Origin of the sequence: Aeromicrobium jepli (assembly GCF_047246605.1) — a bacterium.
GTDB lineage: Bacteria > Actinomycetota > Actinomycetes > Propionibacteriales > Nocardioidaceae > Aeromicrobium.
In genome coordinates this window covers 52,953-70,090 of the sequence record NZ_JBFOKO010000008.1, presented here as the reverse complement: position 1 = coordinate 70,090, position 17,138 = coordinate 52,953, and the positions used below count along the sequence as shown (strand labels likewise).

Sequence of the window (17,138 nt, the reverse complement as noted above, 5' to 3'; positions counted from 1 at the left end):
CGCTGTAGGTAAGGCACACCTTATACTGACGAAGTTAGCGTGCCCTCACCTGGGGGCAGGGGCGGACCTGAGGGAGTTGCCGTGCCGAACGAGACCACAGCCGCGCGCGGTGCCCGCGCGCTCGGCGCCGTCGTGCTCACCCTGCTGCTGTGCTGCGCCGGCCTGCCCGCCCGCGCCGAGACCGCAGCGGTCGAGCAGGCGACGGCACCGGCGAGCGAGCCCACGGCCGAGCCGACGACCGTCCCGACCACGGAGCCGACCGTCGAGCCGACCGTCGAGCCCACCACCGAGCCGACGGCCGAGCCGACCACGGCGCCGACGGCCGAGCCGACCACGGCGCCGACCACGACGCCCACTCCGGAGCCGACGCCCACTCCCACCGAGCCGACCGAGCCGGTCCCCGCGCCCGACGAGGTGACGGCCGGCACGATCTCGTGGGGCGTGAAGGAGTCGTTCCGCGCCTACGTCCAGAGCCCGATCGCCGCGGGCTCGGTCACGCCGCAGGCGCCCGCCACGCTCGTGCGCGACCGCTTCGTCTTCCCGCAGGCGAAGGGCACGTGGACGAAGCGCTCGATCTCGGTCGGGACGTCCGGTGGCGTGACGTTCCTGGGTCACCGGATGGGCCAGACGTGGGCGATGAACCTGACGATCTCGTCACCGCGCATCGCGTTCACGACCGACGGAGGCGGACGCCTCCTGGTCGACGCGGTCGACAGCGAGGGCGAGGAGCTCTCGGACGTGGTCATCGCGCGTCTGGACCTGCGTGACCGGGTGAAGGCCACCGACGGCAGGGTCACGATCTCGAACGCGCCGGCGACGCTGACGCGGGAGGGCAACAGGCTCTTCTCCTACCAGGGCAGTCCGTTCTACTCGGCCGGCGACCTGCTGGACCCCGTGAGCGCCACGTTCGAGGTCGAGGACGCGGTCGTCCCGGAGCTCCCGCCGCTGCCCGAGCCGACGGATCCCACCGCGCCCACGAAGCCCCAGCCGACGAAGCCGCCGGCGAAGCCGGTCAAGCCCGTCGACACCGAGCGCGAGGTCGCGAAGCGCGGCGGCAAGGCCGGCCAGCTCAGCTGGGGTGTCAAGGACAGCTTCCGCAGCTACGTCGTGGGCCGAATCGCCCGCGGCTCGGTCTCGGTCTCGGGTGGGGCGTCGATGAGCGGCGGCCGGTTCGTCTTCGGCCAGACCTCCACCACGGCGACGCCGCCGAGCGCCACGGGCACGACCTCGTACGGCGGTGCGGTCCGCTTCCAGGGCCACGAGGGCAAGCTCGACTTCACGATCTCGCGGCCCTCGGTGCGCGTCACGTCGCCGATCCAGGCCGTGCTGAGCGCCGACGTCAGCGGCCGGGGCCGGCTCGACATCGCGACGCTGGACCTCACGTCCGCGCGCAAGAGCACCGAGGCCAGCTGGGTCCGCTACACGGGTGCGCCCGCGCGGCTGACCGCCGCGGGGACGGCGATCTTCTCCTACCAGGGCCGCGGCTTCTACACCGCCGGCGAGCAGCTCGACCCCGTCACCTTCTCGGTCGGCACGGTCGCCGCCGCGCCGCGCGGTGGAGGAGCGACCAAGGTCGTCGCGTCCACCACGAAGGCGCCGTGGACCGCTCCGCCGACCCCGCCCGCCACGAACGGCCTCGCGATCGACGAGGTCGAGCCGAAGCCCGGCGACCGGGTCACCGCCGCCGGTGCGGGCTTCCTGCCGAACGAGACCGGCATCCGCGTCGTCCTCTACTCCACGCCGCTCGTGCTGGCGCAGGACGTGCGAGCCGACGCCGCCGGTCGCGCCACGTGGACGGGCACGATCCCGGCGACGATCGAGCCCGGCAAGCACACGCTGACGTTCCAGGGCTCGGTCGACCGGGGCGTCGTGATCGACGTCGCCGAGCCGGACGAGATCGTCGGCTGCCGGCTCACGGACGCCCGCCTCGAGTGGGGCTTCAAAGAGTCGTTCCGCGCGTACATCTCCGGCTCGATCGCGAACGGCGACTGGAGCACCGCGGGCAACGCGAGCTACGCGACCCCCGAGTTCAGCTGGTCGAAGGGCACCGGCGTCATGGCCCCGCGGACCCGCGCGGGCCGGCTCGAGTTCACGGGCCGCGTGCAGTTCACGGGCCACGACGGCGCGCTCGACACCCGCCTGGAGAACCCGGTGGTGACCCTGACCGACGACCATTCCGCCGCGCTCGCGCTCGACTACACGGGCGGCACGATGGACGCCGCGATGGCTGGCAAGGACGACAGCCGCACGCTGAAGGCGGTGCCCTTCGCCGACCTCGACCTCGCGCGGGGCGTCACCGAACGCCGGGGCACGCGCGTCACGATCAGCGACATCCCCGCGACCCTCACCGCCGCCGGCAGCGCCGCGTTCCCGAACTACGAGGCCGGTGCGGCGCTCGACCCGGTCACGCTGACGTGGACGACCTCGAGCGACTGCGGATCGGCTGCGGCGAAGCCGAAGGCGGAGGACGCCGGGGCCGTCGTGCTCGACTCCGTCACGCCGACCGACGCCGAGACCGAGTGGCTGCCGTGGGCCGGCGGAGGACTCCTCGCGGTCCTGGCGATCGCCGGCGGTACGGTGCTCGCCATGCGACGTCGGACCCCCGGGGCGGGCGCATGAGGTCTCGCGCCGCCCTCGCCCTGGCCGCCGCCGCGCTGGCCCTGACCTCCGCGTGCGGCGGCGGGACCGGAGCCAGTGAGCCCGGTGACGGCGCCGACCTGCCCCCGCTGAGCGAGCTCGAGCCGGGCCGGGCGCCCCAGCAGATCACGGGCCCCAGCACCGCGATGCTGACCGACCGCACGATCGACCCCGTCGACGTCGGCGAGCAGGCCTCGCTGCCCACCACGGTCGTGTCCCACGTGCGGTCCGGCGACGTCGAGGTCGAGGTCACCGACGCCTCGCGGATCGTCGCCTTCGACATGTCCGGCTCCATCGCCTCGACCCTGTGGGGCCTGGGCCTGGGCGACCGGCTCGTGGCCCGCGACCGCTCCACCGTCTTCCCCGGTGCCGACGACCTGCCGCTCATCACGTCCGAGGGACACGCCGTCAACGCCGAGGCCGTCATGGCGCAGAAGCCGACGCTCATCATCACGGACGGTTCGATGGGCCCGCGCGACGTCGTGGAGCAGCTCGCGGACACGGGCGTGCCGGTCGTCTTCCTCGACAAGGAGGCCAGCTTCGCCGGCGCCGCTCGCCTCGCGCGCGACGTCGGCGCGGCCGTCGGCCTGCCCAAGACGGGCGAGGCCCTCGCGCAGCAGATCGAGGACGAGGTCGAGCAGGTCAGGGCCGAGGTCCGGCGCTTCGTGCCCGAGAAGCCCTCCGACCGCCTGCGCATGGTGTTCCTCTACGTCCGCGGCAACTCCGGCGTCTACTACCTGTTCGCCGACGACTCCGGCGTGGGCGACCTCGTCGAGGCGCTCGGCGGCGTCGACGTGGCCAAGGAGCTCGGCTGGACGTCGATGCAGCCGCTCACCGACGAGGCGATGGTCAAGGCCAAGCCCGACGTCGTCCTGCTCATGACGCACGGCCTGGAGTCCGCCGGGGGCGTCGACGGCCTGCTCGCCGAGAAGCCCGCGATCGCGCTGACGCCCGCCGGCCAGGCCAAGCGGCTCGTCGACATGGCCGACGGCGACGTCCTCGCCTTCGGCCCGCGCGCCGCGGGCGTCGTCGAGGCGCTGGCCCGGGCGATCTACGTCCCCGAGGCGCAGAAGTGAACCGCGCGTGGTGAGCGCCGGCCGGCGGACGCTCGTCCTGGCGGGCTTCGCCGTGCTGCTCGTGGCGGGCACGTTCGTGTCGGCCTCGGTGGGGCAGCTCCCGGTCGGCGCGCGCGACGTCGTCGGATCGATGCTGCACGGCATCGGGCTCGACACGTCGTGGCGGCCCGACGACACGATCGTCGAGCAGACCCTTCTGCAGATCCGCTTCCCGCGCGTCGCGATGAGCATCCTCGTCGGCGCCACGCTCGCGGTCGCGGGCGCCGTCATGCAGGCCGTCTTCGGCAACCCGCTCGCCGAGCCCGGCGTCGTCGGCGTCTCGGCCGGCGCCGCTCTCGGTGCCGCCGCCGCGATCGCCTTCGGCCTGACGGCGTTCGCCGGATGGGGCGTCGCGGTGCTGGCCTTCGCGGGCGGCTTCCTCGCGACCGTCCTCGTGTACGCCACGGCCCGCGTGGGCGGGAGGACCGAGGTCGTCACGCTGCTGCTGACCGGCATCGCGGTCAACGCGTTCGCCGGCGCGGGCCTGGCGCTCGTCATGTTCGCCGCCGACACCGGCTCGCGCGAGCAGATCGTCTTCTGGCAGCTCGGCTCGATGAACGGCTCGCGCTGGAGCGAGGTCCTCATCGTCGCCCTCATCGGGCTCCCCGCCTGCCTCGCCGCCTGCGCGCTCGCCCGCCGCTACGACCTGCTGTCGCTGGGGGAGCGGACCGCGGCGCACCTGGGACTGAGGGTCGAGCGCTTGCGGATCGGCTCGATCCTGCTCGTCGCCCTGCTGACGGGCGTGGCCGTCGCGTTCTCGGGGATCATCTCGTTCGTCGGCCTCGTCGTGCCGCACCTCGTGCGCATGCTGCTGGGCCCCTCGCATCGCACGCTGCTGGTGGCGAGCATGATCGGCGGCGCCGCGCTCGTGGTGTGGGCCGACCTGCTGGCGCGCACGATCGTGGCGGGCTCGGACCTGCCCATCGGCCTGCTGACCTCGCTCATCGGCGGCCCCTTCTTCTTCTACCTCGTGCGGACGACCCGCGCGAAGGCCGGAGGCTGGGCATGACCGCCGCCTACGAGGTCCGGGGACTGACGTGCCGCCTCGGCGGCCGCGAGATCGTGCGCGGCGTCGATCTCGAGGTTCGTCACGGCGAGGTGCTCGCGCTCGTCGGTCCGAACGGCGCCGGCAAGTCGACGCTGCTCGGCGCGCTGACGGGCGACGTGCCCGTCGCGTCGGGCGAGATCCTGCTCGAGGGCCGTCCGCTGGGCCAGTGGTCGTCCGCCGACCTCGCGCGGGCCCGCTCCGTGCTGCTGCAGGCGAACCAGGTCAGCTTCCCGTTCACGGTCCGCGAGGTCGTCGAGATGGGCCGGAGCCCGTGGCTCGGCCGGTCGACCGCGCAGGAGGACGAGGCCGCGATCGCCGAGGCGATCGAGCGCACCGACATCGCGCACCTGCTCGACCGGCCGTTCACGGCGCTGTCCGGCGGCGAGCGGGCCCGCGCGTCGCTCGCGCGCGTGCTGGCCCAGCGCACGCCGGTCGTGCTGCTCGACGAGCCCACCGCCGCGCTCGACCTGCGCCACCAGGAGGACGTCATGGTCGTGGCGCGCGACCTGGCGGCCGCCGGCCGTGCGGTCGTGGTGGTCCTGCACGACCTGTCGCTGGCCGCCGCGCGGGCCGACCGGATGGCGATCGTCGAGGCCGGGCGCATCGTCGGCATCGGCACGCCCGCGGACGTGCTGACGCCCGAGACGGTCGAGCGGGTCTACGGGATCGCGGTGCACGTCCTCACGGACACGCCGGACGGCCATCCGATCGTCGTCCCACATCGCGAACGATCTGACACTGCGTCATCTTGAACTGACACACTGTCATATAGTTAGGCTCACCTACTTCCCAGAGAGGCCAACTCATGACCGTGCTGCCGACCGAACTCGGACTGTCCGTCCTCATGCGCGACGGCTCGCAGGCCGAGCACAAGGACGCCGAGAGCTCCAGCTTCATGTCCGAGCTGCTCGAGGGCCGCGTGAACGAGGCCGGCTACACCGAGTACCTCGCGATGCTGCGCCCCGTCTACGCGGCGCTCGAGTCCGTCGCCGCGCGCCTGGCGGACGACCCGATCGCCGGCACGATCATCGACCCGGCCATCAACCGCCTCGAGGCGATCGACCGCGACCTCGCGTTCTGGGCCGGCGAGGCGGGCGCGCCGCAGCTGCGCAGCGACGCGGTCGACGCCTACGTCGCGCGCATCGAGGCCACGGCCGCCGACCCGGCGCTGTTCGTCGCGCACCACTACACGCGCTACCTCGGCGACCTCTCGGGCGGCCAGGCGATCGGCCGCATCCTGGCCCGCACGTTCGGCCTCGAGGACGACCGCGGCATCGCGTTCTACCAGTTCGCCGCGGTCCCCAAGCCCAAGCCCTACAAGGACGAGTACCGCGCCCGCCTGGACGCCCTGCCGCTCACCGCCGCGGACCAGCAGCGGGTCGTCGAGGAGGTCAAGGTGGTCTTCGGCCTCAACGGCGCGCTGTTCGCCGAGCTGTCCACGCAGCTGCCCCGCTTCGCGCGCTGAGAGCCTCGCCGCAGGCGGCCGCTCCGCGATGCGAGACAATCGGGTCATGACCCATGTCGTGATCATCGGAGGCGGACCCGGCGGATACGAGGCGGCCCTGGTCGCCCGGAGGCTGGGCGCCGAGGTCACCCTGGTCGAGCGCGACGGCATGGGCGGTTCCACCGTCCTCACCGACTGCGTCCCGAGCAAGACCCTCATCGCCACCTCGGACCTGCTGCACGAGGTCAGCCGGTCGGCCGAGCTGGGCGTCGAGGTGCCGCGCGCCCCGCGCGCCGACCTGGCCGCCGTCAACGACCGCGTCCTGCGGCTCGCGGCCGCCCAGTCCGGCGACATCGCGGACCGCGTCGCCTCGACCGGCGTGCGAATCTTGCACGGCACGGCGCGCGTGGCCGAGCCCGGCCTCGTGGTCGCGCAGACGGACGGGGGCGAGATCGAGCTGCCGGCCGACGGCGTCCTCATCGCCACCGGCGCGCACCCGCGCGTGAGCCCCGACGCGCAGCCCGACGGCGAGCGCATCCTCACGTGGGAGCAGGTCTACGCGCTGCGCGAGCTGCCCGAGCACATGATCGTCGTCGGCTCCGGCGTCACGGGCGCGGAGTTCGCGAGCGCCTACAACGGCCTGGGCGCCGAGGTCACGCTCGTGTCCAGCCGCGACCGCGTCCTCCCGGGCGAGGACCCCGACGCGGCGACCCTCATCGAGAACGTCTTCACCAACCGGGGCATGAACGTCCTCGGGAAGTCGCGCATGGCGTCCGCCCGCCGCGAGGGCGACCAAGTCGTCGTCACCCTCACCGACGGGCGCACGGTCACCGGCTCGCACTGCCTCCTGGCGCTCGGCTCGATCCCGAACACCGCAGGCATCGGCCTGGAGGAGGTCGGCGTCGCGTGCGACGACGGCGGCTTCATCCAGGTCGACAAGGTCTCCCGCACCAACGTCCCGGGCGTCTACGCCGCGGGCGACTGCACGGGCGTGTTCATGCTGGCGTCGGTCGCCGCGCAGCAGGGCCGCATCGCGATGGCGCACCTGCTGGGCGACGCGGTGCACCCGCTCGACCTCAAGAAGGTCTCGAGCAACATCTTCACCTCGCCCGAGATCGCGACGGTCGGACTGGGCCACCGCCAGATCGAGGAGCAGGGCCTGCTGGTCGACACGGCGATGCTGCCGATCGCGTCGAACCCGCGCGCCAAGATGCAGGGCGTCCACGACGGCTTCGTGAAGCTGTACGCGCGCCAGGGCGTCGGCACGCTGATCGGGGGAGTGGTGGTGAGCCCGCGCGCGAGCGAGCTGATCCACACCGTCTCGGTCGCCGTCTCGGCCTCGCTCACGGTCGACCACGTGGCCGACGCGTTCAGCGTGTACCCGTCGATGTCCGGCACGGTCGGCGAGGCCGCTCGCCGCCTCCATCGCCAAGTCTGAACTTCTGCTTGAACTTTGGGCTCCCAACCGGTGTAATCACACGGTTGTGGTTTCGCAGGTCAGCCGCGAAGTGCTGGAACGCCGAGAAAATGTGTGTTCTGATGCCTGTGCTCCCAGAGCAACAGATGTGAACACGCCACAGAATGGACTTCCCCCATGCATTCCTGGCTGACCCGCTGCACCATCGGTCTGTCCTGTCTCGCCGTCGCCGGCTCCGGCCTGCTCGCCGCCGCACCCGCGCAGGCGGCCGGCACCGACATCGTCGTCTCGCGGCCGGGCGCCCCGGCGTCCGAGGCCGCCACGACGGCACCGGTCTCGAAGGAGGTCGAGGTCGAGCAGACCCCGGTCGAGGTCGAGCCGGCCGCCAACGGGACGCCGGAGCCCGAGCGCCACGACGTCGAGCCCTTCCGCATGGCGGGCGTGACGTGGGACGCCGACTCGGACGCGCGCGACGTCACCGTCCGCGTGCAGGTGCGCGAGGGCGGTCGCTGGACGGCGTGGCAGCAGCTCGACGTGGAGTCGGTGACCGAGGGCGGCCGCCCCGGCACCGCACCGCTGTGGACCGGATCTCCCGCTGACGCCATCGCCGTCGAGGTGAAGGCGGCGTCGGGCACGCCCGAGGGCGTGAAGGTGACGACCATCGACCCGGGGAAGGCCGAGGTCGTCACCCCCGTCCGCACGGCGGCGTTCGATCCCACCGAGGACGAGTCCGTCACCGAGGAGATCGGCGCCGACGGCACGCCGTCGGTCGTCCCGATGCCCTCGATCATCACGCGCAGCCAGTGGAAGGCCGGTGCGGGCACGAGCTGCAGCGCGCCCGTGACGCGTCCCAAGGCGCTCGGCGTGGTCATGCACCACACGGCCGGCTCCAACACGTACACGAAGGCCGAGTCCGCCGGCATCGTGCGCAGCTACCAGACGTACCACGTCAAGGGCCAGGGCTGGTGCGACATCGGCTACAACTTCCTCGTCGACCGCTTCGGCCAGATCTTCGAGGGCCGCAAGGGCGGCATGACCAACCAGGTCCGTGCCGCGCACTCCGGCGTCGACGCGGTCAACCAGTACGCGACCGGCGTCTCGATGATGGGCCACTTCGACTACGTCCGGCCCAGCGCCGCGATGCAGTCCGCCGTCGTCAAGCTGGTCGGCTGGCGGCTCAAGTACTTCGGCGCCAACCCCAAGGGCACGTACTCCGCCGGCGGGCGGACCTACAAGGTCATCAACGGCCACCGCGACGTGAAGTCCACGGCGTGCCCGGGCAAGTACGGCTACGCGTGGCTGAACGAGTCCGGCGGCCTGCGCGACCGCGTCGCGACGTACGTCTCCAAGGCGTCCAAGGCGGCCGGCGCGCCCAGCGCCGCCCCGAAGTACACCGCGCCCACGAACGTCAAGACGAGCGTGCGCCCGACCTCGGTCAACGTCTCGTGGAAGGCCGTCTCCAAGGCTCCCGGCTACCGCATCCTGATCTCGCCCACGGGCAGCACGAAGGACGCGCTGTACTACCGCACGAGCGGCGCCTCGAACACGAGCATCACGATCCCGAACCTGCACGCCCGCCGCGACTACAGGGTCCGCGTGGCCGTGTACGACGCGGCGACCAAGAAGGTCCTCGGTCCCTGGACGGCCGCGCCGGGCGCGAGCGCCCGCACGCCCGCCTTCCAGCCCGTGAGCGGCGTCAAGGCGGCGGCCCGCGGCCTGCAGGCCATCAACGTCACGTGGGCCGCGCAGGCCGGCGCGCCCGGCTACCGCGTCCAGATCACGCCCGCGGAGGGCGGCAGGAACCGCTACGTCACGACCTACACGAACTCCGCGATGATCACCGGCCTCACGAAGGGCACGCGGTACCGGGTCCGCGTCGCCGTGGTCTACCCGTCCACGAGCGAGCGCGTCAGCGGCTACACGAGGACCCCGTACCCGGTGCTCACCACCAAGGGCATCACGGGCACGCCCAGCGCCGGCGCCAGCCTCGCCGCGCCGACGGGCGTGAAGACCAGCGTGCGCCCCACGTCCATCAACGTGTCGTGGAAGGCCGTGAAGAAGGCTCCCGGCTACCGCATCCTCGTCACGCCCGCGGGCTCGACGAGCGGCGTCTACTACCGCACGAGCGGCGCCACGAGCATCACGATCCCGAACCTCGTGGCGCGCCGGACCTACACGATCCGCATCGCCGCCTACGACCCCGTCGCGAAGAAGCAGGTCGGCGCCTGGACCCCCAGTGCCGTCAGCGCCCGCACGCCGGCCTTCTCGCCGGTATCGGGCGTCCGCGCCGCGGCGACGGGCCTCCAGGCCCTCAACGTCACGTGGACCGCTCAGGCGGGCGCGCCCGGCTACCGCGTCCAGGTCACCCCGGCCGCGGGCGGCAAGTCCCGGTACCTCGCGGCCGCCTCGAACTCGGTGATGGTCACCGGCCTGACGAAGGGCACGAAGTACCGCGTCCGCGTCGCGGTCGTCTACCCGGCCTCGGGCGAGCGCGTCAGCGGCTACACCGGCGCTCCGTACCCGGTCCTCACCACGAAGGGCGCGGCCACCAGCGCGCCCGCGCCGAAGCCGTCCGCGAAGAACACGGTGACCCCGTCGTCCGGCGCGGTCACGTTCAAGGGACACGGCTACGGACACGGCATCGGCATGAGCCAGTACGGCGCCGAGGGTGGCGCCCGGGCGGGGAAGAAGTACAACCAGATCTTGGCGAAGTACTACCCGGGCACGAAGCTGTCCTCGAAGTCCGCCACGATCCGCGTCCTGCTCTCGGGCGACACCAGCAACTCGGTGCGCGTGAAGCCCAAGTCGGGCCTCAAGCTCCGCAAGCTCGCGAACAACGCCGTCTCGACGCTGCCGACGAAGGTCAGCGGCCGCGCCGTCAGCGACTGGTCGATCGACCTGGCCAAGGCCGACGCGAGGAAGAACACGCTGTTCTACCGCTCCGGCTCCACCTGGTACGCGTACACGACCTTCAGCGGCGACGCGCAGTTCGAGGGCCCCACGTCGATCTCTCTCGTCATGCCCAGCGGCGCCACACAGGCGTTCCGCGGCGCGCTGCGCTCGGCGCGCCACTCGTCCACGAAGCGCGACACCGTCAACGTGCTGAGCCTCGAGGACTACACGCGCGGCGTCGTCGCGCGGGAGATGCCGTCCAGCTGGAGCCTCGAGGCGCTCAAGGCCCAGTCCGTCGCGGCCCGCACGTACGGCTCGCGCTTCCTGGGCTCGTCGAAGCACTACGACATCTGCGACACGACCGCGTGCCAGGTCTACGGCGGCGTCTCGGCCGAGACCTCCCGCACCAACCAGGCGATCGACGGCACGCGCGGCAAGATCCTGACCTACGGCGGCACGCCGGCGTTCACGCAGTTCTCCAGCTCCTCGGGCGGCTACACCAACGCCGGCTCGATGCCGTACCTCAAGGCCGTCTCGGACCCGTGGGACAACTGGAGCGGCAACAAGATGCACGCGTGGACCCAGAAGGTCAGCGCCTCGACGATCCAGTCCAAGTACTCGATCGGCACGCTGCGCTCGATCACCATCACGCGCCGGAACGGCCACGGCGACCAGGGCGGCCGCGTGCTGTCGCTGACGCTCAAGGGCTCCAAGGCCAGCAAGACCATCACCGGCGTCGACGCGCGCTGGGCGTTCGGCCTGAAGTCGGACTGGTTCGGGTTCTGAGGTCCGGCAATGGGATGATCGTTCCCATGCGTCCTCGCCTCTGGATCACGATCGTCACCGCCGCGCTGGCCAACGCCGCGTCGCTCGCGCTCGCCGGCTGGCTGCTGCCCGGGTTCGACCTGACCCTCGCCTGGTGGGCGGTCGCGGTGGTGCTGTTCACGGTGCTGAGCGTCGTGCTGCGCACGCTCGCGCAGCGGCTCAGCACGCGTTGGCTGCGCGTCTACGCCATCACGGGCGGCCTGGCCCTCACGGCGGTCGCGCTGGCGCTGACGGACTGGATCGTGCCCGCCTCGGGCTTCGACATCCACGGGTACGGCACGTGGATCCTGGCGACCCTCATCGTGTGGGCCGCGGGCATCGCGTTCGGCGAGGTCGACCACCACGCCCCCGAGTCCACGCCGGGCGTCTCGCCCGAGGTCCGCGCCGCCGCCCGCGAGGGCGACCGCCGCGCCTCCTGAGGCCGCTGGCGCGCGGCCGGCGGCCGGTGCCCCCTGGCCCGCGCCCCCCGTCACGACTTTTGGAACGGGATCCACCTTCTGCTCGCGCAATGGCGTGGAACGCGTTCCAAAAGTTGCCATCGGGCGATCGGACAGCGCCCCACGACGCACAGCGCCCCGCCTCCCTCAGGGAGGCGGGGCGCTGTCGGTAAGAGCTCAGGCGTCCTTGATGTCGCACAGGACGGCGCCGGCGCCGACCGTCTCGCCGATCGCCGCGGCCAGGCCCGTGATCGTGCCGGACTTGTGCGCGTTGATGGGCTGCTCCATCTTCATGGCCTCGATGACGACGACCAGGTCGCCCTCGGCGACCTCCTGGCCGTCCTCGACGGCGAGCTTGACGACCGTGCCCTGCATGGGCGAGGTCAGCGAGTCGCCGCTGGCCGCCGCGCCGGCGGACTTGCCGCCCTTGCGCTTGGCCTTCTTGGCGCCGCCCGCGGCCGCCGCGCTGGCGCCCAGGCCGCCGGGCAGGACGACCTCGACGCGCTTGCCGCCGACCTCGACCGTGACGCGCTCGCGCTCGCCCGGCTCGTCGGTCTCGCTGGCGCCGCTGTAGGGCTCGAGCTGGTTGTCGTAGTCGGTCTCGATCCACGTCGTGTAGACGTCGAACGAGCCGTTCGAGGCGTTGTACGCCGGGTCGTCCAGCACGTCGCGGTGGAACGGGATGACGGTGGGCATGCCGTCGACGACGAACTCGTCGAGGGCGCGGCGCGAGCGCTCGATGGCCTGTTCGCGGGTGGCGCCGGTGACGATGAGCTTCGCGACGAGGGAGTCGAACGAGCCCGGGACGGTCTCGCCCTCCTCGTAGCCGGAGTCGACGCGGACACCGGGGCCGGCCGGTGGCTCCCACTTCGTCAGGGTGCCGGGCGCGGGCAGGAAGCCACGGCCGCCGTCCTCGGCGTTGATCCGGAACTCGATCGAGTGGCCGCGCAGCTGCGGGTCGTCGTAGCCGAGCTCCTCGCCGGCGGCGATGCGGAACATCTCGCGGACGAGGTCGACACCGGCGACCTCCTCCGAGACGGGGTGCTCGACCTGCAGGCGGGTGTTCACCTCGAGGAAGCTGATCGTGCCGTCGATGCCCACGAGGAACTCGCAGGTGCCGGCGCCGACGTAGCCGGCCTCCTTCAGGATCGCCTTGCTGGAGCTGTAGAGGCGCTCGATCTGCTCGTCGCTCAGGAACGGCGCGGGGGCCTCCTCGACGAGCTTCTGGTGACGGCGCTGCAGCGAGCAGTCGCGCGTTGAGACGACGACGACGTTCCCGTGCTGGTCGGCCAGGCACTGGGTCTCGACGTGGCGCGGCTTCTCGAGGAACTTCTCCACGAGGCACTCGCCGCGACCGAAGGCCGCGACGGCCTCACGGACGGCCGAGTCGTACAGCTCGGGGATCTCCTCCATGGTCTTGGCGACCTTGAGGCCGCGCCCACCGCCGCCGAAGACGGCCTTGATGGCGACCGGCAGGCCGTTCTCCTTGGCGAACGCGATGACCTCGTCGGCGTCCTTGACCGGGTCCTTGAGGCCCGGCGCCAGCGGGGCGCCGGCCTTGAGGGCGATCTGCTTGGCCTTGGCCTTGTCGCCGAGGGCCTCGATGGCGGCCGGCGGGGGACCGATCCAGGTCAGCCCGGCGTCGATGACGGCCTGGGCGAACTCGGCGTTCTCGGACAGGAAGCCGTAGCCGGGGTGGATGCTGTCGGCGCCGCTGCGCTCGGCGGCCGCGATGATCTTGGCGATGTCGAGGTACGAGTCGCCCGGCGTGGAGCCCTCGAGCGAGTAGGCCTCGTCGGCCAGGCGCACGAACAGCGCGTCCCGGTCGGGCTCGGCATAGACCGCGACGCTGGCGATGCCGGCATCCTTCGCGGCGCGGATCACACGGACGGCGATCTCGCCACGGTTGGCGATCAGGACCTTCTGCAGGGGCTTGCTCACGAATACTCCTCGCGTCTGAACGGCTTTCGCGAGTCTAAGGGAGCAATGTGACGCGTGACTCGGCGGGCTCTGCGCCGAGACGGCGAACGCCGCGAGCTCGTCGTCCGGGCTCGCGGCGTTCTCTCTGGGTCACCCCTCGAGTTCGAAGTGCTGGCTCAGCGAAGCTCCTCGATCACCACGGTGTACTGAGCATTCGCAGCGGTGACCTTGAGGAAGTACTCACCCTCATCCTTGCGCAGGATCGTCCTGTCCTTGCTGGCCTCCGACACCATCACCTCGGGGATGCCGCCGTCGGACATGAGGTCGGTTCCCTCGTCGAGGAGGTACACCCCGCCCACGACCATGTCCATGCCGGACGTGTCCTTGAACTCGTATGAGAGTCGGACTTTGCCGCCCGTGAGCTTGATGGTGTCGGACTGCTTGTCGGCGTTGCCCGAGAGCGTCGCGAGCTTCTTCCACTTCGGCTTCGGCGCAGCCTTCTTTTCGGCCACCGGCTTTGCAGGGGCCTCGGACGCGGTGGCGACCTTCGTGGTCGCGGCCTTGTCGTCCGAAGCGGGCTCGGTCTCCGTGCCGCTGCCGAGAGCGCTGCCCACGATGGTCAGAGCCACCAGCGCGAGGGGAATGACGAAGCGCTTCTTCTTGAACCACGGGCGGGTGGCCTTGGCGTAGGCCTTGGCAGCAGCGGCCGCTGCCTTCGGGTTGGTGTTGGGGTCGTTGAACGGCGGCTGCGGAGTGCTCATGGATCCTTCTGAAAACCTGTTGCTTATGGGAATGATGTGGCGTTTGATGCCAGCAAACCCCTGAGAGGTTACTGAGAAGTACGTCCAAATACTCCGTTTCTCCGGAACGAGTAGAAAGATGGCCCCTTCGAGCCATGACGCAGTTCACGCGGGTCGTGGTTAATGGCTGTTAACCTTCGGGCATGGACTTCGAACTGTCACGCGAGCACGAGGATTTCCGGCACGTCGTGCGCTCGTTCGCGCGGGAGCGGATCGCGCCGCATGTCGCCCAGTGGGACAAGGACCACCACTTCCCGGTCGACGTCGTGCGCGCCATGGGCGACCTGGGTCTGTTCGGGCTGACGGCCCCGGAGGAGTACGGCGGATCCGGCGCCGACTTCACGAGCCTGTGCCTCGCGATCGAGGAGCTCGGCCGCGTCGACCAGTCGATGGGCATCACGCTCGAGGCGGGCGTCGGACTGGGCATCAACCCGATCCAGACGTTCGGCACGGCCGAGCAGAAGGAGCGCTGGCTGCCCGACCTCGTGGCGGGCCGCGCGCTCGCCGGCTTCGGGCTGACCGAGCCCGGCGCCGGCTCGGACGCCGGGGCCACCGCGACGAAGGCGGTCCTCGACGGCGACGAGTGGGTCGTGGACGGCGCGAAGCAGTTCATCACCAACTCGGGCAGCGAGATCACGTCGCTCGTCACGGTCACGGCCCGCACGGGCACGCGTGACGGCCGCCCGGAGATCTCGGCCATCGTCGTCCCGGTCGGGACGCCCGGCTTCGTCGCCGAGCCCGGCTACGACAAGCTCGGCTGGCACATCAGCGACACGCACCCGCTGACGTTCACGGGCGCGCGGGTCCCGGCGGACCACCTGCTGGGCGAGCGCGGCCGCGGGTACGCGCAGTTCCTCGCGACGCTCGACGACGGTCGGGTGGCCATCTCGGCGCTCGCGCTGGGCCTCATCGAGGCGTGCCTGGAGGAGTGCCTGAAGTACGCGGGGGAGCGCCAGACGTTCGGCGGGCCGATCGGCCGCAAGCAGGGCGTCGCGTTCCAGATCGCGGACCTCAAGGTCATGGCGGACGCCTCGCGCGCGCTGACGTACCAGGCGGCGGCGATGAAGGACGCCGGCATCACCGGCCAGCGGTTCAAGCAGGCCGCGTCCGTCGCGAAGCTCTACACGTCCGAGGCGGCCGTCACCGCGACGCGCGTGGCGACGCAGGTGTTCGGCGGCTACGGCTTCATGGAGGAGTACCCCGTGGCGCGGTTCTACCGCGACGCGAAGATCCTCGAGATCGGCGAGGGCACGAGCGAGGTCCAGCGCATGCTGATCGCGCGCTCGCTCGGCCTGCCGGTGGAGTAGGTCAGAGGGCGGTCATCGACCGGCACGGCAGCGGCACGTGCACCGAGCCGCGACCGAAGTCGACCTGCACCGACGAGGAGCCCTGGACGCTGAGCACGCGACCGAGGCCGAACGCGTCGTGCGAGACCCGTGCGCCGGCCTCGTAGACCTCGTCGACGATCTCGGGCTTGGGGGCGAACGGGCTGCTGGCGAGGTGGCGTCGGGGACGCTGTGAAGTGGCCATGATGCCTCCAGTCTCGCACGCGGGGGGTGACACCCCGCCCGGTTCGCACGATCCGGGACGACGGGCCGACCTCGTCTTGCTCCGGAGTCGGTAGGGTGCAGGCGCTGCGTCCACACCTCTCGGGAGTCCCTCTTGTTCACCCTGTTCGTCCTCGTCCTGCTCGTCATTGGCCTCGCGATCGCGCTGGCCGTCGCCCGCCACCTGCGCTCGCAGGGCAAGGCCTCGGCACCCGCGACGTGGACGGCGGTGGGGCTGGGGCTCGTGACGGTCCTGGTCACCGTCCTGTCGACCACGGCGATCGTCCCCACGCGCGAGATCGGCGTCGTGACGTCGTTCGGCCGCCCCGTCGACGTGCTGTCCAACGGCCTGCACCTCAAGGCCCCGTGGCAGAAGGTCAACAAGCTCGACGGCACGATCCAGACCGACAACTTCACCGGCCAGGACCGCGCGATCGACGTCCGCATCGGCAACGGCTCCACGGCGGGCGTCGACGCCACGATCCGCTGGCGCATCAAGCTCGACGCGGGCAAGGAGCTCTACCAGGACTACCGCCAGATGGAGAACATCCGTGACTCGCTCGTCACCCGCGAGCTGAAGGCGGCGCTCAACGAGGTGCTGGGCGACTACGACCCCCTCGCCTCGGTCAAGCAGGGCACCTCCGCCGACGGCACGACGACCTCCGCGGGCGTCGACCTCAACGCGTTCTCCCAGCTCGTCCAGGACGCGCTGTCCAAGCGCGTCGGCGACGACGTCGAGGTCAAGTCCGTGATCCTGCCGATCGTCCGCTTCGACCAGCAGACGCAGGAGAAGATCAACGCCTACCAGGCCGAGGTCGCCAACACCCGCATCGCCGAGCAGCGCGAGGCCACCGCGAAGGCGCAGGCCCAGGCCAACAAGAACCTCGCCGGCTCGGTCTCGCGCGACCCGAACGTCCTCGTGTCCAAGTGCCTCGACACGCTCGAGGAGATGGTCAAGGCCGGCCAGGAGGTGCCGATCGGCTTCTCCTGCTGGCCCGGCGGCGCCGGCACCTCGGTGGTCCTGCCCCAGGCGAAGGCCGCCGCGGAGCGCTGAGG

General features: G+C 71.5%; 13 protein-coding genes. 10 read left to right on the top strand and 3 right to left on the bottom strand.

Translation table 11 applies throughout. The annotated features are described in order from the left end of the window. The first annotated feature begins 81 nt into the window (after window positions 1-81). From AB3M81_RS14735 to AB3M81_RS14700, 8 genes are all read left to right on the top strand, one after another. Window positions 82-2,619 (top strand): HtaA domain-containing protein, encoded by a 2,538-nt coding sequence (locus AB3M81_RS14735; RefSeq protein ID WP_412904674.1) that lies wholly within the window; start codon window positions 82-84, stop codon window positions 2,617-2,619. After that, window positions 2,616-3,713, top strand: a complete 1,098-nt coding sequence (locus AB3M81_RS14730; RefSeq protein WP_412904673.1) for a heme/hemin ABC transporter substrate-binding protein — start codon at window positions 2,616-2,618, stop codon at window positions 3,711-3,713. Before AB3M81_RS14735 ends, AB3M81_RS14730 begins: the two co-directional genes overlap by 4 nt. A 7-nt stretch (window positions 3,714-3,720) precedes the next feature. After that, window positions 3,721-4,761, top strand: coding sequence for a FecCD family ABC transporter permease (locus tag AB3M81_RS14725; RefSeq protein WP_412904672.1), 1,041 nt, complete (start codon window positions 3,721-3,723; stop codon window positions 4,759-4,761). Further along, complete coding sequence (locus AB3M81_RS14720; RefSeq protein WP_412904671.1) at window positions 4,758-5,552, top strand: heme ABC transporter ATP-binding protein; 795 nt, start codon at window positions 4,758-4,760, stop codon at window positions 5,550-5,552. Before AB3M81_RS14725 ends, AB3M81_RS14720 begins: the two co-directional genes overlap by 4 nt. Window positions 5,553-5,605: 53 nt before the next feature. After that, window positions 5,606-6,265: a biliverdin-producing heme oxygenase gene (locus AB3M81_RS14715; protein WP_412904670.1), complete on the top strand. Its 660-nt coding sequence runs from the start codon at window positions 5,606-5,608 to the stop codon at window positions 6,263-6,265. A 46-nt stretch (window positions 6,266-6,311) separates the two neighbouring features. After that, complete coding sequence (locus tag AB3M81_RS14710) at window positions 6,312-7,682, top strand: NAD(P)H-quinone dehydrogenase (protein ID WP_412904669.1); 1,371 nt, start codon at window positions 6,312-6,314, stop codon at window positions 7,680-7,682. Between the two features lie 156 nt (window positions 7,683-7,838). Continuing rightward, on the top strand, window positions 7,839-11,339 hold the full coding sequence (locus AB3M81_RS14705) for a SpoIID/LytB domain-containing protein (RefSeq protein ID WP_412904668.1): 3,501 nt from the start codon (window positions 7,839-7,841) through the stop codon (window positions 11,337-11,339). 26 nt (window positions 11,340-11,365) lie between these two features. Further along, window positions 11,366-11,797 (top strand): phage holin family protein, encoded by a 432-nt coding sequence (locus AB3M81_RS14700; RefSeq protein ID WP_412904667.1) that lies wholly within the window; start codon window positions 11,366-11,368, stop codon window positions 11,795-11,797. Between the two features lie 195 nt (window positions 11,798-11,992). On the opposite strand, the gene AB3M81_RS14695 is transcribed toward AB3M81_RS14700, so the two are convergent. Continuing rightward, window positions 11,993-13,756, bottom strand: a complete 1,764-nt coding sequence (locus tag AB3M81_RS14695) for an acetyl/propionyl/methylcrotonyl-CoA carboxylase subunit alpha (RefSeq protein WP_489671980.1) — start codon at window positions 13,754-13,756, stop codon at window positions 11,993-11,995. A gap of 155 nt (window positions 13,757-13,911) precedes the next feature. Next, window positions 13,912-14,496: a hypothetical protein gene (locus AB3M81_RS14690; RefSeq protein ID WP_412904666.1), complete on the bottom strand. Its 585-nt coding sequence runs from the start codon at window positions 14,494-14,496 to the stop codon at window positions 13,912-13,914. A gap of 182 nt (window positions 14,497-14,678) precedes the next feature. Between AB3M81_RS14690 and AB3M81_RS14685 the strand changes: the two genes are divergently transcribed. Beyond that, window positions 14,679-15,842 carry an acyl-CoA dehydrogenase family protein gene (locus AB3M81_RS14685; RefSeq protein ID WP_412904665.1) on the top strand — a complete coding sequence of 388 codons (1,164 nt, stop codon included), beginning with the start codon at window positions 14,679-14,681 and terminating at the stop codon, window positions 15,840-15,842. A 1-nt stretch (window position 15,843) separates the two neighbouring features. Here AB3M81_RS14685 and AB3M81_RS14680 read toward each other — a convergent pair whose 3' ends face one another. Then, on the bottom strand, window positions 15,844-16,065 hold the full coding sequence (locus AB3M81_RS14680) for a hypothetical protein (RefSeq protein WP_412904664.1): 222 nt from the start codon (window positions 16,063-16,065) through the stop codon (window positions 15,844-15,846). Window positions 16,066-16,197: 132 nt separating this feature from the next. On the opposite strand from AB3M81_RS14680, the gene AB3M81_RS14675 reads away from it, so the two are divergent. Then, entirely contained in the window at window positions 16,198-17,136 is a 939-nt protein-coding gene (locus AB3M81_RS14675) for an SPFH domain-containing protein (RefSeq protein WP_412904663.1), read from the top strand. Window positions 17,137-17,138: the final 2 nt, after the last annotated feature.

What these genes read in the sequence shown, in the direction of transcription:
- AB3M81_RS14690 (WP_412904666.1), bottom strand. Translation starts at nt 14,496, where the DNA reads ATGAGCACTCCGCAGCCGCCGTTCAACGACCCCAACACCAACCCGAAG.
- AB3M81_RS14705 (WP_412904668.1), top strand. Translation starts at nt 7,839, where the DNA reads ATGCATTCCTGGCTGACCCGCTGCACCATCGGTCTGTCCTGTCTCGCC.
- AB3M81_RS14710 (WP_412904669.1), top strand. Translation starts at nt 6,312, where the DNA reads ATGACCCATGTCGTGATCATCGGAGGCGGACCCGGCGGATACGAGGCG.
- AB3M81_RS14720 (WP_412904671.1), top strand. Translation starts at nt 4,758, where the DNA reads ATGACCGCCGCCTACGAGGTCCGGGGACTGACGTGCCGCCTCGGCGGC.
- AB3M81_RS14680 (WP_412904664.1), bottom strand. Translation starts at nt 16,065, where the DNA reads ATGGCCACTTCACAGCGTCCCCGACGCCACCTCGCCAGCAGCCCGTTC.
- AB3M81_RS14715 (WP_412904670.1), top strand. Translation starts at nt 5,606, where the DNA reads ATGACCGTGCTGCCGACCGAACTCGGACTGTCCGTCCTCATGCGCGAC.
- AB3M81_RS14700 (WP_412904667.1), top strand. Translation starts at nt 11,366, where the DNA reads ATGCGTCCTCGCCTCTGGATCACGATCGTCACCGCCGCGCTGGCCAAC.
- AB3M81_RS14730 (WP_412904673.1), top strand. Translation starts at nt 2,616, where the DNA reads ATGAGGTCTCGCGCCGCCCTCGCCCTGGCCGCCGCCGCGCTGGCCCTG.
- AB3M81_RS14685 (WP_412904665.1), top strand. Translation starts at nt 14,679, where the DNA reads ATGGACTTCGAACTGTCACGCGAGCACGAGGATTTCCGGCACGTCGTG.